Source organism: Streptomyces sp. ISL-36 (genome assembly GCF_018614205.1).
In the GTDB taxonomy this organism is placed as follows: domain Bacteria; phylum Actinomycetota; class Actinomycetes; order Streptomycetales; family Streptomycetaceae; genus Streptomyces.
In genome coordinates this window covers 1-13,979 of the sequence record NZ_JAGGOS010000018.1, presented here as the reverse complement: position 1 = coordinate 13,979, position 13,979 = coordinate 1, and the positions used below count along the sequence as shown (strand labels likewise).

Sequence of the window (13,979 nt, the reverse complement as noted above, 5' to 3'; positions counted from 1 at the left end):
GCTGAGCGGTAGGCGGGACTCCGGCCAGGCATTTCCCATCTACATCACGGTCGTGGCAGGGCTGCTCCTGCTTGCGTTCGTGTACTTTGCGGTCGGCCAGGCGGCCTCGACCCGTAACGGTGCGCAGACGGCTGCTGACGCGGCCGCGCTGGCGGCAGCCCAAGATGCGCGCGAACAGCTCCGGGACGGCTGGCTGGACGTCATACTCACCCCTGCCGAGTGGCCTGACTTCCTCGACGGCGAACGCTTCCTCACGGATCCGGCCTGCCGGCGCGCGGGTGTGTTCGCCGCCAAGAACGACGCGAAACTCTTTGGCAACGAAGGATGCGTGCCTCTCGATGGCGAGGAAGGTTTCAGCGTGACCGTGCGCACGCTGAACACCGTCGGTGGATCGGTGATCCCGGGGACGGACAAGCAGCACGCCGTCGCGTCGGCCAAGGCCGTGATCGAACCACGCTGCACCTTCAAGGCTCCCGAACCCCCTGCGGAGCCGCCAGGTCCTGAGCCGCCAGGTCCCGATCCGGCACCCACGCCGAGCGACCCCGGCCCGATCCTTGGCCTGTGGTGCGCCGGCGAGCCCTGGGAGATCGACCCGGATCGACCGCGACTGCCACGTGCCGTAGACCTCTTCACTGTCCGACTGGCCGACTGACCGTCGAATGACGAGTAAAGGAAGCGCGTTTCATGAGCGATCGGTACGCAAGGAAGGCCCGCAGGGGAATGGCCGCCGTTGCCCTTGCGGTCGGACTGGTCCTCGTCGCAACCGGATGCGGTGGTGAGGACAAGCAGAAGGGCGACAAGCCCGCGGCCAGCTCCCGCACTCCCAAGGCCAGTGGCGGTAATGCGGAGACGCAGACTCAGGAGCCCCCGGAAGTGCTCGCCTCTCTCAAAGGCCAGAGGGGGTTGGAGCTTTCCATCAACGTGGCAGAACGCGACACCGGTGGGTTTCTGACGATCAAGGGAAGGCTGACGAACACTTCGGGCTCCGCTGCAGCCATCCCTGCCCAAACGGCCGGGGATGAGACCGAGGTGGTGAAGCACGGCAACTCGCTGGGTGGCGCCACGCTCGTGGACTCTGTCGGCAAGAAGCGCTACTACGTACTGCGGGACACCGATGGACGGCCGTTGACCACCACGGCGTTGCCTGGCCTCGGGCCCGGGCGGTCCACCGCCGTCTTCATGCAGTTCCCGGCCCCTCCGGCCGGCACCACAGAGGTCTCGTTCCAGTTGCCCACCTTCGAACCCGGCACCATCAAACTCTCCTGAGGTGCTGCCGCCATGACCACTCCCCACCGCCTCCTCGCCCTCGCCACCGCCACCCTTCTCCTCGCCGGGCTCCCCGCCGTCCCCGCCCTCGCCGACGATCCCCCCGGCTCCACCTCCAGCGCCTCCCCGCCCCCCGAGATCGACGCGAACTCTCCCGAGCTCATGCTTCCCGACGGGGCTACCCTCGCCCCCGCCAAGATCCTCGACATCAAGCAGGTCGTCGAGGAGCAGGGCGGTGAGCAGCGGCGGGAGGACACCAACGTCGACGTCACCTTCGCCCTGCAGGCCGAGGTCCTCTTCCCCAAGGACAGCGCCAAGCTCAGCAGCGCCGCCACCGCCCGCATCGCCGCCATCGCCGTCGAGATCAACAAGCAGGGCTCAAGCAAGGTCCGTGTCTTCGGCTTCACCGACAACCTCGGTACGTACGAGCACGGCATGAAGCTCTCCAAGCAGCGCGCCGACGCCGTCCAGCAGGAGCTCGCCAAGAACCTCGACCCGGGGACGACCTTCGACATCCGCGGGTACAGCGAGGACTACCCCATCGCCGACAACCGCACCGAGGAAGGCCGGACGAAGAACCGTCGCGTCGAGATCTCCTTCCCCCGCACGACGGGCGGCTGACACAGGGGCCGGCCCCCGGAGGACGAGTGCTCACGCCAGGTGCCCCAGCGCTCCCCTGATCGCCACGATCATGTGCTCCGGCCGGTGGAAGACGTCCCGTGCCGTGAAGCGCAGGATCCGGCGGACGGCCGGGCAGTCCGTCAGGTCGTTGTAGCGGCGCACGTCGCGGTCGTGGGCGTGGCGGGTGCCGTGGAAGGCGAAGCCCTCGATCTCGACCGCCAGGCCCGCCGCGCGGAAGAGGAAGTCGGGGCGCAGCGCCCGGCCCGAGCGGGTGTGGAGGAACGGCTGGGACTCCGGGTGGAGGTTCGCGTCGTGCATGCGCAGGCGGGCGACCGTCTCGGCCGCGGAGCCGGCGGCCGCGTCGGCCAGGCGCAGCCAGGCACGGGCGCGGACCGCGCCCGGCCGCCGCGCGGCCAGTTCGGCTGCCAGGTCCCCGTGCCGGACCAAGGGCTCCCGCCGTACGCCCCGGACCGTGCGGCGGGACAGGGAGGAGTCCGCCACCACCACTGCCTCCTCGCGTGTGGCGCAGCTCCGTATCAGGTCACCGACGGTCCTGGCCGGACCGGTCACCCGCAGGCCTCTTCGGGTGAGACAGTCCTGGTCCGTCAGGTGGGCCGTGGAGCGGACGCGCAGCCCCTCTCCGGCGTGGGCGAGTGACGCGCGCCGGACGATGAAGTCGAGGACGTCGAACGGCTCGTCACCTCCGAGGCGTTCGATCCGGTGCACGGCCGCCGCCGTGCCGTGGCTGCCCACCAGCTCCGGGCGCAGCAGCTGGATCGCCGTCGCTCTGACCTTCCAGTCCACCTCCTTTCCCGGGGCGGCCCACGCGCCCCGGCAGATCCGCTGCCATCCCTCGGCGGCCAGCCGCCTCCGCAACCGGCCGTGCGACCAGCCCGCCGCGTACGCCCATACCGCCAGGAGCACCCCGCCCCGGGCGATGCTCGCCACACCCACCACGTCCTCCATGGCCCAACGATCCCCGCCGCCCGGATCGTTCGCATCCCCTGTGGATAACGTCGGAGATCATGGGCGAGCCGCCCGGAGCGATCCGGACATAATCGAGCGCATGTCCCACGATCGGCCCCGCCCCCCACAGGCCCTCGCCGTCGCGCTCGGCGGTTACGCCGCCACCCGCGTCCTCGGCCTGGCCGTCCTCGCCCTCGCCGCCGCCATGACCGGCAAGGACGGGCTGCACCGCCTCAAGGGCCGCTGGGACTCCGTCTGGTACACCCGGATCGCCGAGCACGGATACGGCTACGAGGTCACCCTCCCCAACGGCAGCGTCCACTCCGACCTCGCCTTCTTCCCGCTCTTCCCCTTCCTCGCACGGGCCCTCCCCTTCGACGCGGCCACCGCAGGTCTGCTCGTCTCCTGGACCGCCTCGCTCGCCGCCGCCTGGGGCATCTACGCCGTCGGCGCGCACATCGCCGGCCGGCCCGCCGGGGTCGCGCTCGCCGTCCTCTGGGGCGTGTACCCGACCGCCTTCGTGCAGTCGATGGCGTACACCGAGACGCTCTTCACGGCTCTCGCCGCCTGGTCGGTCCTCGCGGTGCTGCGCGAGCGCTGGATCCTGGCCGGAGCGCTCTGCGTGTGCGCAGGGCTCACCCGGCCGACCGCCGCCGCGCTCATCGCCGCGATCGGGATCACGGCGCTGGTCACGGCCGTCCGCGACCGTAGGCTGCCGGTCCGGATGGTGGCCGGCGTGCTCCTCGCGCCGCTGGGGTGGCTCGCGTACATCGTGTACGTCGGCGTCCGGCAGGACAGTGGCACCGCCTACTTCGACGTCCAGGCCGCCTGGGGCAACTCCATCGACGGCGGGATCGCGCTCGCCCGCTTCATCTGGGGTCTCCCGCCGCTCGCCGCCCTCGGTCTGTGTGCGGCTCTCGGCCTGCTCGGGTGGCTGGTGGTGCTCTGTGTACGGCAGCAGCAGCCGCTGCCGCTGCTCGTGTACACGATCGCCGTCGTCGTGATCTCCCTCATCGGAGCCGCGTACTTCGGCTCCCGACCGCGCCTGATGATGCCCGCGTTCGGGTTGCTGCTCCCGGCGGCGACGGCGCTGGTGCGGCTCCGGATACGCAACCGGGTGCTGGTCCTGGCCGGGCTCGCACTCGCCTCCGCCGGCTACGGAGCGTTCACGCTGCTCGGCTCGGGGCCGCCGTGACCCGTACGCCCGGCCGCACGCCCCAGCCCGCCATCGCGCCGCCCTCCGCCTCCAGCACGTGCCTGCCCCGGAAGCGGACCATCCCGAGCCGCCCGGGCCTCATCGTCACCACGTCGAGGACGGTGAGTGTGCGGTCCAGGTAGGCCACGTCGATGGTGAAGCGCATGCCGAAGGTGTGCACGCTGTTGGTCGGCGTGATCAGGAGCGCGCCCGTGATCCCGTCCCGGCCGAGCAGACCACGCCGCCGCGCCCGGTACGAGGCCGCGATCTCCAGCTCGACCGTCCCTCCGGGGACGGTCAGTGTGCCGGTTCCGTCGTGCCATCTCCCCGTACTCCCCAGACTCCCCATGGGGAGACCGTAGCGGCAGGGGTGGGTAGGGTGCCGCGCGTGTACGCCACGCTGATCGCCGTCGCCGCCCTGTGGGGCGCCGCCACCGGGCTGCTCGTGCCGCGCGCCGCGTACCGGCTCTCCGTCGAGCCGGAGGAGCGGTGGCGGGACAGCTGCCCGGCGGGACACGCCCTCGTGGGACCCGCGGGCGGCTGGCTCGGCACCCCGGCCTGCCGCACCTGCGCCACCGAAGCCCCGTCTTCCTCCATCCAAGTCCCGCCTCCGACGGCAGAGGCCCCGCCTGCGACAGAGGTCCAGACCCAGGCGCCCGCCCCGGCCCCGCCCTCGACCGTCCCGCGCCCACTCACCGGCCCCCCACTCACCGGCCCCCGCTTCACAGCCCCCCTCCTCACCGGCCTCACCTGCGCCGCGCTCGCTCTGGCCGCCGGGCCCCGGCCCGAGCTGCTCGTCTGGCTGCTGTACGCGCCCTTCGCCGTGCTCCTGGCGACCGTCGACGTCCGCGTGCACCGGCTGCCCGACCAGCTCACGCTCCCGCTCGCCGCCGCCACCCCCCTGCTCCTCGCCGGCGCAGAACTCCTGCCGTACGACGGCGGGTCCTGGCTCCACGCGCTGCTCGGCGGATCCGCCCTCGGCGGCGGATACTTCACGCTCTTCCTGATCCATCCGAACGGCATGGGCTTCGGCGACGTGAAGCTCGCCCTCTCCCTCGGGGCCGCCCTCGGCTGGTACGGCTGGGGCATCCTCTTCGCCGGTACGTTCGCGGGCTTCCTCCTCGGCTCGCTCTACGGACTCGGCCTGGTCGTCGCCCGGCGCGGAACCCGCACCTCCGCGATCCCGTTCGGGCCCTTCATGCTCGGCGGCGCCCTGCTCGGCCTGCTCCTCGGCGCGCTCTCCGCCACCCCCTGAGGTTCCCGTCCTAGCATCCCGTCACATGCGGACAATTGCTGACAGAAGCATCCAGGTCGTTCCGGCGGCCCTCCGGCTGCCCCGGAGAGCGTCCGCCCTCCTGCCCTGGGCGTGGGCCGCCGCGCTGTGCCTCCTCTACGCGACCGTCGCCGTGCGCCGCCACCTCCTCCTCCGTACCACCGGCTACGACCTGGGCATCTTCGAGCAGGCCGTCCGCGCCTACGCCGAACTACGAGCCCCCGTCGTCCCCTTGCGCGGTCAGGGCTTCAACCTTCTCGGCGACCACTTCCACCCCCTCCTCGCCGCACTCGCGCCCCTCTACCGGCTCTGGCCCTCTCCCCTCTGTCTGCTGATCGCCCAGTCGGCCCTCCTCGCCCTCGCCGTCGTCCCCCTCGCCCGCTGGGCCCTGCGGGTACTCGGCCGACGGGCCGCCCATGTGATCGCCGCCGGATACGGGCTCAGTTGGGGCATCGCCTCGGCCGCCGCCTTCGACTTCCACGAGGTGGCCCTCGCCGTACCGCTGCTCGCGTTCAGCCTGGAGGCCCTCGGCAGCCGGCGCTGGGGCGCCGCCGTCGCCTGGGCCGCACCCCTCCTGCTCATCAAGGAGGACCTTGGCCTCACCCTCGCCGCCGTCGGCGTCCTCATCGCGATCAAGGGTCCCCGCCGGCTCGGCGTCATCACCGCCGCGGCCGGACTGATCGGCTCACTGATCGAGATCAAGTTCCTGCTGCCGGCCTTCAACCCCGGCGGCGACTACGCCCACGGCGGGAACCTCTCCGACGGCTACGGCTCGCTGCTCTCCACCCTCGCCCACGCCCCGCTCGACGCCCTGCGCCCGGACATCAAGGTCATGACCCTGATCCTGGTCTTCGCGCCGTCCGCCCTGCTCGCCCTGCGCTCACCGCTCTCGGCGATCGCCATCCCGACCCTCGCCTGGCGGATGGTCTCCGAGAACGGCTTCCACTGGGGCACGGCCTTCCACTACAGCGCGATCCTCATGCCGGTCGTCTTCGCCGGACTCATCGACGCCCTCGCCGTCTGGCGCCGCGACGACCACCCGCTCGCCGCCCGCCACGTGCGGGCCTCGCTGGCCACCGTGCTCGTCGTGACCGCGGTGATGATCCCCTCCTTCCCGCTGGCCCAGCTCGCCCAGCGGGCCACCTGGCGGACCACACCGCACATCGAGGCCGCCCGCGAACTGCTCGGGAAGATCCCGGACGGCGCCACCGTCGCCGTCTCCAACCGGCTGGTCCCGCAGCTCACCGCGCGGTGCACGGTCGTCGTCTTCCCGACCTTCCCGGTGGACAGCAAGCTCTACCAGTACGAGCGGAAGACCTTCCCGCCGCCCACCACGGAGTGGATCCTCCACGACGCCCAGGCGCCGGAGGCATGGCCGTACAAGACCGGACACTGGCCCTACCCGATCGAGCAGCAGGAGGCGGAGCTGAAGGCCGCGCAGGAGCGGCACGGCTACGAGGTCGTCGCCCGCCGCGACGGCCTGACACTCCTCCACCGCCCGGCCCCCGACGCGGCACGCTGAGCCGAGCCCTCACCGGCCGCCACCCGACACGCGCGGCCGCGAACGTCACGCACGCGGCCCGGACCTCGCGCGCCGGGCCCGCGGACCCCACCCGCAGGGCCAGAAGCACCTCACGCGTGCGGGCCGACCGTCACCGTCCCCACCGTCAGCTCCGCCGTCCCCTCCAGGACCGCCCCCACCCGCTCCGCCTGCTCCGCCAGCTCACGCAGCCGCGCCGCGCCCAGCGTCCCGGCCGAGGGCAGCGGCTCCACGGTGACCGCGATCCGTTTCCCCGACCTCCGCTGATGCCACACCCCGGCCACCGTCCCGTCGATCAGCAGCACCGGGAAGTTGCCCGCCTGCCCGCCCGCCAGTGCCCGCCCGTAGGCCTCGCCCGGGAAGAGGCGCTCGCGCGGCTGCGAGGCGATCGTGAACGCGTCGAAGTACGGCAGCAGCCGCACCCCGCGCGCCGGCTCGTCCGGGAACTCCGTGTCCCCGGCGACGACCCACGCCGACTCGCCCTCGAAGGAGACCTCCTCGATCCGCCCCTCCCCGGCCAGCCCGGCGAACAGCTCACCGGCCCACCGGTCCGGCGCCGCCAGCCACTTGGCGAAGTGCCGGGGGCTCGCGGGGCCGTACGCGTGGAGATAGCGCTCCACCAGCTCGCCGAGCGCCGCCGTCCCGTCGGCGGGCCGGACGCCGGGATGGGTGTACGTGACCTTCCGGCCCCGGTCCGCGCCGAAGCACAGGACCCCGCGGTGGGCGGCCGTGTGCGTCACCTGGCGCCAGCGCGGCCACTTGTCCTGGAAGGCGTCCATCACCCGGTCGCCCGCCCACGGGCCGGTACGCGCCACGATCGCGTCCGTCAGTTCGTCCACGGTCAGCTCGGCGCCGGTCAGCGCGTCCGCGATCGCGGCCACGACCTCGTCGGTCTGCGCCGGCGTCATCCGTACGTCCGCGGGCATCGAGCTCCTGCCGGTGGGGATCGAGGAGAGCGCCCCCGTCCACAGCGGAAGGTCGGCCGTGGGCAGCAGATGCACGGTGCCGCGCGGACCGTACGTCTTGATCAGAGTCCGGTCCGTCCGGCCCGTCCGGTTCGTTCGGTCCGCCCCGTCGGCGCGGTCGCCCCGGAGCGCCGACCGTACGTCCGCCCGGGTCGCCTTCGCCGTGCGCAGCGCCACGGACAGCTCGGCGGCCGAGAGGATCTGGGCGTGCGCGCCGAGCATCGCCGCGGTCACCTCGGCGGGCGTCGTGCCGGCCGGCTCGTCCAGAAACTGCCGGTGGATCCTGCGGGCGTCGGCCTCGGCCCAGCCGACGTGTGGTGGGGTGGTCGTCATGCCCCGACCGTAGGGTCGGAATAGGTCGGAGGCTGTCCGCCTTGACCGAACAGTCGGGAAGAATCGAGGAGTTGGCGATGGCCAAGGGGAAGACGGCGTACGACTGTGGGCTCGACGCGGCCGTCGACGTGGTGGGCGGCAAGTGGAAGCCGCTCATCCTGTGGGCGCTGCACGCCCACGGCACGACCCGCTTCGGGGAGCTCGGACGGCAGATCACCGGGGTCAGCGAGAAGGTGCTGATCCAGCAGCTGCGCGAGCTGGAGGCGGACGGCATCGTGCACCGCGAGATCTACCGGGAGGTCCCGCCCCGGGTGGAGTACTCCCTGACCGAACTCGGCGAGGCGCTGAACACGGCGCTGCTGCCGCTGGGGGAGTGGGGCGACCGCTTCATGACGGAGATCCTCGCCCGCAAGGCCGAACAGGCCGCCTGACCCGGCGCGACCCCGGCGCCACTCGCCCGACCGCCCGATCGCGTCCGCGTGCGTCAACCGTGGGCCCGTCCCCGAGGGTCCCCCTTGGGAGGTACGGAACCCGCCGCCACGCCGGGGCGCAAACCCGCCACGGGGCCCACAGCCCTTGTCCCGACTGGGCTCCGCGGCTTCCGAGGCAGACCATCGGCGGCGCATGGCACCCAGCACCACTAATGAAGGGTTATGGTGGAAACCCCCCCTCGGGCCGGTCCGTATCCCCCCCACGGACCGGCCCGTTTTTTGTTCACGCGCCGACCTCATCTCCCTCTCGGCGCACTCCGGGAACCCTCTCGGCCCCGCCTCGGCCCCGTCTCAGCCCCGTCCGGCCCAGATGTTGGTGCCCTCGGTGTCCACCGCGAAGACGTCGATCTCCTTCAGCTCCTCCGCGGTCAGTGGCGGCCCCGCCAGCGCGGCCACGTTCTCCTCCAGCTGCCCGACGCTGGACGCGCCGATCAGCGCGGAGGTCATCCGCTCGTCGCGCAGCACCCACGACAGCGCCAGCTGCGCCAGCGACTGCCCGCGGCGCTCGGCGATGTCCGCGAGGCCGCGCAGCCGCCTCAGCACCTCGTCGGAGAGCAGGTTCGGGTCGAGGGACTTGCCCTGCGTCGCGCGCGAGCCCTCCGGGACGCCCTTCAGGTACTTGTTGGTGAGCAGCCCCTGGGCCAGCGGCACGAAGGAGATGCAGCCCATGCCGGCCGCCTCCAGCGTGTCGAGGAGGCCGTCCTCCTCGGTCCAGCGGTTGATCATCGAGTACGACGGCTGGTGGATGAGGGCGGGGACGCCCATGTCCTTGAGGATCCCGGCGGCCTCGGCGGTCTGCTCGCTGGTGTACGAGGAGACACCGACGTACAGCGCCTTGCCCTGCTGGACGGCGGAGGCGAGCGCCCCCATCGTCTCCTCCAGCGGGGTGTGCGGGTCGAAGCGGTGCGAGTAGAAGATGTCGACGTGGTCGAGGCCCATCCGCTTCAGCGAGGCGTCGAGCGACGACATCAGGTACTTGCGCGAACCCCACTCGCCGTACGGCCCGGGGTGCATCAGATAGCCGGCCTTCGTCGAGACGATCAGCTCGTCCCGGTAGGGCGCGAAGTCCTGGGCGAAGAGCTTGCCGAAGTTCAGCTCGGCGGAGCCGGGCGGCGGCCCGTAGTTGTTCGCCAGGTCGAAGTGGGTGACGCCGAGGTCGAAGGCGCGGCGCAGGATCGCCCGCTGCGAGTCGAGCGTGCGGTCGTCGCCGAAGTTGTGCCACAGGCCCAGCGAGACGGCGGGAAGCTTCAGCCCACTGCGGCCGGCGCGGCGGTACTCCATGTGGTCGTACCGGTCCGCGGAAGCGCGGTAGAGAGGGGAATCAGTCACGTATCTCTGCTTATCACGGACTTGTGACAGTCCCGGGCTGGGAGCCTTTGACCCGTGCGCAGTAATGTGGCGGCTTCGGGGACCGACGCGGCATGGAGGGGTTAAGAACAGTGAACCTGCGCGACCTGGTGTACGGGCTCTACGCACGCCGGGTGGAAGGCCGCCTCGACCACGACCAGGTGCCCAAGCACATCGGCGTGATCCTCGACGGCAACCGGCGCTGGGCCAAGGCCTCCGGTGGCACCCCCGAACAGGGGCACAAGGCCGGCGCGGACAAGATCCAGGAGCTGCTCGGCTGGTGCGCCGAGACCGACGTCGAGGTCGTCACGCTCTGGATGCTCTCCACGGACAACCTGAACCGGCCCGAGGAGCAGCTCGTCCCGCTGCTCGCCATCATCGAGGACGCCGTGCGCGCCCTGGCCTCCGACGGCCGCTGGCGGGTCCACCACGTGGGCACAGCGGACCTCCTGCCCGCCCGGACGCAGTCCGTGCTGAAGGAGGCCGAGCAGGCCACCCACGACAACACGGGGATACTCGTCAACGTCGCCGTCGGCTACGGCGGCCGCCAGGAGATCGCGGACGCGGTCCGTTCGCTGCTCCTGGAGCACGCGGAGAAGGGGACGAGCTTCGAGGAGCTCGCGGAGATCGTCGACGTCGAACACATCTCCGAGCACCTCTACACGCGCGGCCAGCCCGACCCCGATCTGGTGATCCGTACCAGCGGCGAGCAGCGCCTGTCCGGTTTCATGCTGTGGCAGAGCGCGCACTCGGAGTACTACTTCTGCGAGGTCCACTGGCCGGCCTTCCGGAAGGTCGACTTCCTGCGGGCGCTGCGCGACTACGCCGCCCGGCACCGCCGTTACGGCACCTGAACCCGGCCCTTCCCCCGCGGCCCCCGCCCGGCGCTTCCCCGCAGCTCCCGCCCGGGCTCTCCCGCGCCCGAGTCCGGCTCTCCCGCGCCCGAGTCCGGACTCTCCCGCGCCGCCGCCCGGCTCTCCCGCGCCCTCGGCCGCCCCGCCGCGAGTCACCCGCTGTTCCCGAACGCGTCGTCATATGCCCGCGCATGGTAACGCGTGTTCGAGGGCATATCCCTTTCAGAGTGAGCGGCACGGAGACCGCCACCCGGGAGGCCCGTTGCACCAGGACGACCGTGCAGGACATGTACGGACGAAGCGGAGGGCCGGCGCTCGGCCCGCGTTTTGTGGCCAGAGCCCGGTCCCATCCCGCAGCGACACCGATTCCGTCGCGCCCCGCCCTCGCAGGGGTCTTCAGAGGGGGTCTGTCCTTCCGTGGTGACCAGCACTAAGCGCCGCTTGTCCGACAGGCGCACCTACGTTCTCGACACCAGCGTCCTGCTGGCCGACCCCAACGCCGTGTCCCGCTTCGACGAGCACGAGGTCGTGCTGCCGATCGTCGTGGTCACCGAGTTGGAGGCCAAGCGGCACCACCCCGAGCTCGGCTACTTCGCCCGGGCGGCCCTGCGCCTCCTGGACGACTTCCGGGTCCGGTACGGGCGCCTCGACGCCCCGCTCCCCATCGGGGAACTGGGCGGCACCCTGCGTGTCGAGCTGAACCATTCCGACCCCGGCGTGCTCCCGGCCGGCTACCGGTTGGGGGACAACGACTCACGGATCCTGGCGGTCGCGCGCAATCTCCAGGCCGAGGGGTACGACGTCACGGTCGTCTCCAAGGACCTGCCGCTGCGTATCAAGGCCTCATCGGTCGGTCTCCTCGCCGAGGAGTACCGCGCCGAACTGGCCATCACGGACTCCGGTTGGACCGGAATGTCCGAACTGACCCTTGGCGCCGACCAGGTGGACATCCTCTACGACCAGGAATCCCTGTACGTCCCGGAGGCCGCCGAGCTGCCGGTGCACACGGGTCTGGTACTGCAGTCCGAGCGGGGCAAGGCGCTCGGCCGGATCACGGCGGAGGGAAACGTTCGTCTGGTGCGGGGCGACCGGGAGGTGTTCGGCATCCGCGGTCGCAGCGCCGAGCAGCGGATCGCCCTCGACCTGCTCCTCGACCCGGACGTCGGCATCATCTCGATGGGCGGCCGGGCCGGCACCGGCAAGTCCGCGCTGGCGCTCTGCGCGGGCCTGGAGGCGGTCCTGGAGCGCCGGCAGCACCAGAAGGTGATGGTGTTCCGTCCGCTGTACGCGGTCGGCGGCCAGGAGCTCGGCTATCTGCCGGGCAGCGAGGCCGAGAAGATGAGCCCCTGGGCTCAGGCGGTCTTCGACACCCTCTCGGCGGTCGCCGGCCGGGACGTCATCGAGGAGGTGCTCGGTCGCGGCATGCTGGAGGTCCTGCCGCTCACCCACATCCGGGGCCGCTCCCTCCACGACGCGTTCGTCATCGTGGACGAGGCCCAGTCCCTCGAGCGGAACGTCCTGCTGACCGTTCTGTCCCGGATCGGGGCCAACTCCCGTGTGGTGCTCACCCACGACGTCGCCCAGCGCGACAACCTCAGGGTCGGTCGGTACGACGGAGTCGTCGCCGTGGTCGAGAAGCTGAAGGGACATCCGCTCTTCGCCCATGTCACGCTCACCCGCTCCGAGCGCTCCCAGATCGCCGCGCTCGTGACCGAAATGCTGGAGGATGGACCGAACTGACCGTTTAGTACGGGCCCGTCCGTCCCGTACCCGTACGAGAGTTGGCGCCGCCCGGCAGAGCGCAGGAGCTTAGCCGGGCGGCGCCGTGCTGTCCGCAGAATCGACCAAAACCGTTGTGACGGACGGGGTGTGAGCTTTCACACGCAACACAGAATTGCCTTGCGGCGTCGGCGTCCGGCAGAGTCTTGCTTCCGTCAGGCCCCGCATACGGCACACGTGCACCCCCAGCGGTGCGGCACCACACAACTCAACAACCGTTCGCCGTATGCCGCCCACAGCACCACGGGCCCGTGTCTTCTGTGACCCATTACGTCGAAGACCAGCGCCAGGGGCACGATTTCGCCCGCTTGGTCACCTGCGTGGGCGATGCTGGAAGGAAACCGTGTGAGCCGGATCTCGGTCCGGGGATTCGCGGTGGCTTCGGCCACTGCGGTCACCACCGTCGGCGCCGTCGTGGGCGTTGCCTCGGGCAGCACCCAGCCCTCGGACGACAACTTCGAGGCCACCGCGGCCGACACCACGCTGCTCGCGGACATTCCCGTGGGCGAGCAGGCCCAGGTACAGATCGCCTCGCTCTCCGAGCAGGCCGACGTCCAGGCCGCCGCCGCGGATGCCTCCGCGAAGAAGTCCGCGGAGGAGGCCGCCCGCCTCCAGGCCGCCAAGGACGCCGAGGCGAAGAAGCAGGCCGCCGACGAGGCGGAGAAGGAGCGCAAGGAGGCCGCCGAGCGCGCCAACCGCTCCTCGCTGCGCGACGCGTCGAGCTTCAGCGCCCAGGGCTCGTACTCCATCGCCGAGGTCAAGGCGATCGCCCGCCAGATGATCCCGGCCTCGCAGTTCCAGTGCTTCAGCAACATCGTGGACCACGAGTCCGGCTGGAACTACCGCGCGACCAACGCCTCCTCGGGTGCCTACGGTCTCGTCCAGGCCCTCCCGGGTTCGAAGATGTCGTCGGCCGGCGCCGACTGGCAGACCAACCCGGCGACCCAGATCAAGTGGGGCCTGAACTACATGAACAGCCGCTACGACAGCCCCTGTGGCGCGTGGTCGTTCTGGCAGGCGAACCGCTGGTACTAGACCGGCGAGCTCAACCTCGTGGAGCCCCTCACCGTCCTACGGTGAGGGGCTCCGTGCGTGTAGGTTCGGGGTTCGTCGGGCTCTCCGGGGGGTGAGCGGGAGAGTGAGCGGGGGAAGAGGGAAGAGCATGTCGAGACTGCCAGGATGGCTGGCCCGGCTGGGCGACAGCCTGAATCGCATGGGCGAACGCCTTGACGAGCGCCGCGCGCGTGCGGAGGCGGAGGACGACCTGGGCGACCGCGCGTACGGCCCGGTAGGCCTGGTCGGCCCGGCCGGTCTTCCGGGTGGCGACGCCGACGCTGCGGCCGCCGGGG

14 protein-coding genes are annotated in these 13,979 nt (G+C 71.4%); 10 read left to right on the top strand and 4 right to left on the bottom strand.

All coding sequences use genetic code 11. The features are described 5' to 3' along the window. Position 1: 1 nt before the first annotated feature. The 3 genes from J7E93_RS04545 to J7E93_RS04535 are packed head-to-tail and all read left to right on the top strand — an operon-like array spanning position 2 to position 1,887. The gene (locus J7E93_RS04545; RefSeq protein ID WP_215065970.1) at positions 2-652 is read left to right on the top strand and encodes a pilus assembly protein TadG-related protein; all 651 of its coding nucleotides are present in this window, start codon (positions 2-4) and stop codon (positions 650-652) included. A gap of 32 nt (positions 653-684) precedes the next feature. Then, on the top strand, positions 685-1,266 hold the full coding sequence (locus J7E93_RS04540; RefSeq protein ID WP_215065932.1) for a hypothetical protein: 582 nt from the start codon (positions 685-687) through the stop codon (positions 1,264-1,266). Positions 1,267-1,278: 12 nt separating this feature from the next. Continuing rightward, on the top strand, positions 1,279-1,887 hold the full coding sequence (locus J7E93_RS04535) for an OmpA family protein (RefSeq protein ID WP_215065931.1): 609 nt from the start codon (positions 1,279-1,281) through the stop codon (positions 1,885-1,887). 30 nt (positions 1,888-1,917) lie between these two features. On the opposite strand, the gene J7E93_RS04530 is transcribed toward J7E93_RS04535, so the two are convergent. After that, positions 1,918-2,853, bottom strand: coding sequence for a hypothetical protein (locus J7E93_RS04530; RefSeq protein WP_251066041.1), 936 nt, complete (start codon positions 2,851-2,853; stop codon positions 1,918-1,920). A 100-nt stretch (positions 2,854-2,953) separates the two neighbouring features. Here J7E93_RS04530 and J7E93_RS04525 point away from each other — a divergent pair, with 100 nt between their 5' ends. Next, positions 2,954-4,048, top strand: a complete 1,095-nt coding sequence (locus tag J7E93_RS04525; protein WP_215065930.1) for a hypothetical protein — start codon at positions 2,954-2,956, stop codon at positions 4,046-4,048. Here the strand turns inward: J7E93_RS04525 and J7E93_RS04520 are convergent. Next, positions 4,020-4,397 (bottom strand): DUF192 domain-containing protein, encoded by a 378-nt coding sequence (locus J7E93_RS04520; protein WP_215065929.1) that lies wholly within the window; start codon positions 4,395-4,397, stop codon positions 4,020-4,022. The genes J7E93_RS04525 and J7E93_RS04520 overlap by 29 nt on opposite strands. Positions 4,398-4,436: 39 nt before the next feature. Between J7E93_RS04520 and J7E93_RS04515 the strand changes: the two genes are divergently transcribed. Together J7E93_RS04515 and J7E93_RS04510 are read left to right on the top strand one after the other, a co-directional pair. Further along, on the top strand, positions 4,437-5,303 hold the full coding sequence (locus tag J7E93_RS04515; protein WP_215065928.1) for an A24 family peptidase: 867 nt from the start codon (positions 4,437-4,439) through the stop codon (positions 5,301-5,303). A gap of 25 nt (positions 5,304-5,328) precedes the next feature. Next, positions 5,329-6,843: a DUF2079 domain-containing protein gene (locus J7E93_RS04510; RefSeq protein ID WP_215065927.1), complete on the top strand. Its 1,515-nt coding sequence runs from the start codon at positions 5,329-5,331 to the stop codon at positions 6,841-6,843. A gap of 110 nt (positions 6,844-6,953) precedes the next feature. Here the strand turns inward: J7E93_RS04510 and J7E93_RS04505 are convergent, their stop codons facing one another. Further along, positions 6,954-8,159, bottom strand: a complete 1,206-nt coding sequence (locus J7E93_RS04505) for a winged helix DNA-binding domain-containing protein (protein ID WP_215065926.1) — start codon at positions 8,157-8,159, stop codon at positions 6,954-6,956. 77 nt (positions 8,160-8,236) lie between these two features. On the opposite strand from J7E93_RS04505, the gene J7E93_RS04500 reads away from it, so the two are divergent. Then, positions 8,237-8,590: a helix-turn-helix domain-containing protein gene (locus J7E93_RS04500; RefSeq protein WP_215065925.1), complete on the top strand. Its 354-nt coding sequence runs from the start codon at positions 8,237-8,239 to the stop codon at positions 8,588-8,590. 351 nt (positions 8,591-8,941) lie between these two features. Here the strand turns inward: J7E93_RS04500 and mgrA are convergent, their stop codons facing one another. After that, positions 8,942-9,979, bottom strand: a complete 1,038-nt coding sequence (gene mgrA, locus J7E93_RS04495) for an L-glyceraldehyde 3-phosphate reductase (protein WP_215065924.1) — start codon at positions 9,977-9,979, stop codon at positions 8,942-8,944. A gap of 110 nt (positions 9,980-10,089) precedes the next feature. Between mgrA and J7E93_RS04490 the strand changes: the two genes are divergently transcribed. The 3 genes from J7E93_RS04490 (at position 10,090) to J7E93_RS04480 (ending at position 13,665) form a co-directional block, all read left to right on the top strand. Then, positions 10,090-10,851 (top strand): isoprenyl transferase, encoded by a 762-nt coding sequence (locus J7E93_RS04490; RefSeq protein WP_215065923.1) that lies wholly within the window; start codon positions 10,090-10,092, stop codon positions 10,849-10,851. Positions 10,852-11,268: 417 nt separating this feature from the next. Next, positions 11,269-12,591 carry a PhoH family protein gene (locus J7E93_RS04485; RefSeq protein WP_215065922.1) on the top strand — a complete coding sequence of 441 codons (1,323 nt, stop codon included), beginning with the start codon at positions 11,269-11,271 and terminating at the stop codon, positions 12,589-12,591. 384 nt (positions 12,592-12,975) lie between these two features. After that, entirely contained in the window at positions 12,976-13,665 is a 690-nt protein-coding gene (locus J7E93_RS04480) for a transglycosylase SLT domain-containing protein (protein WP_215065921.1), read from the top strand. The last annotated feature ends 314 nt before the right edge of the window (positions 13,666-13,979 follow it).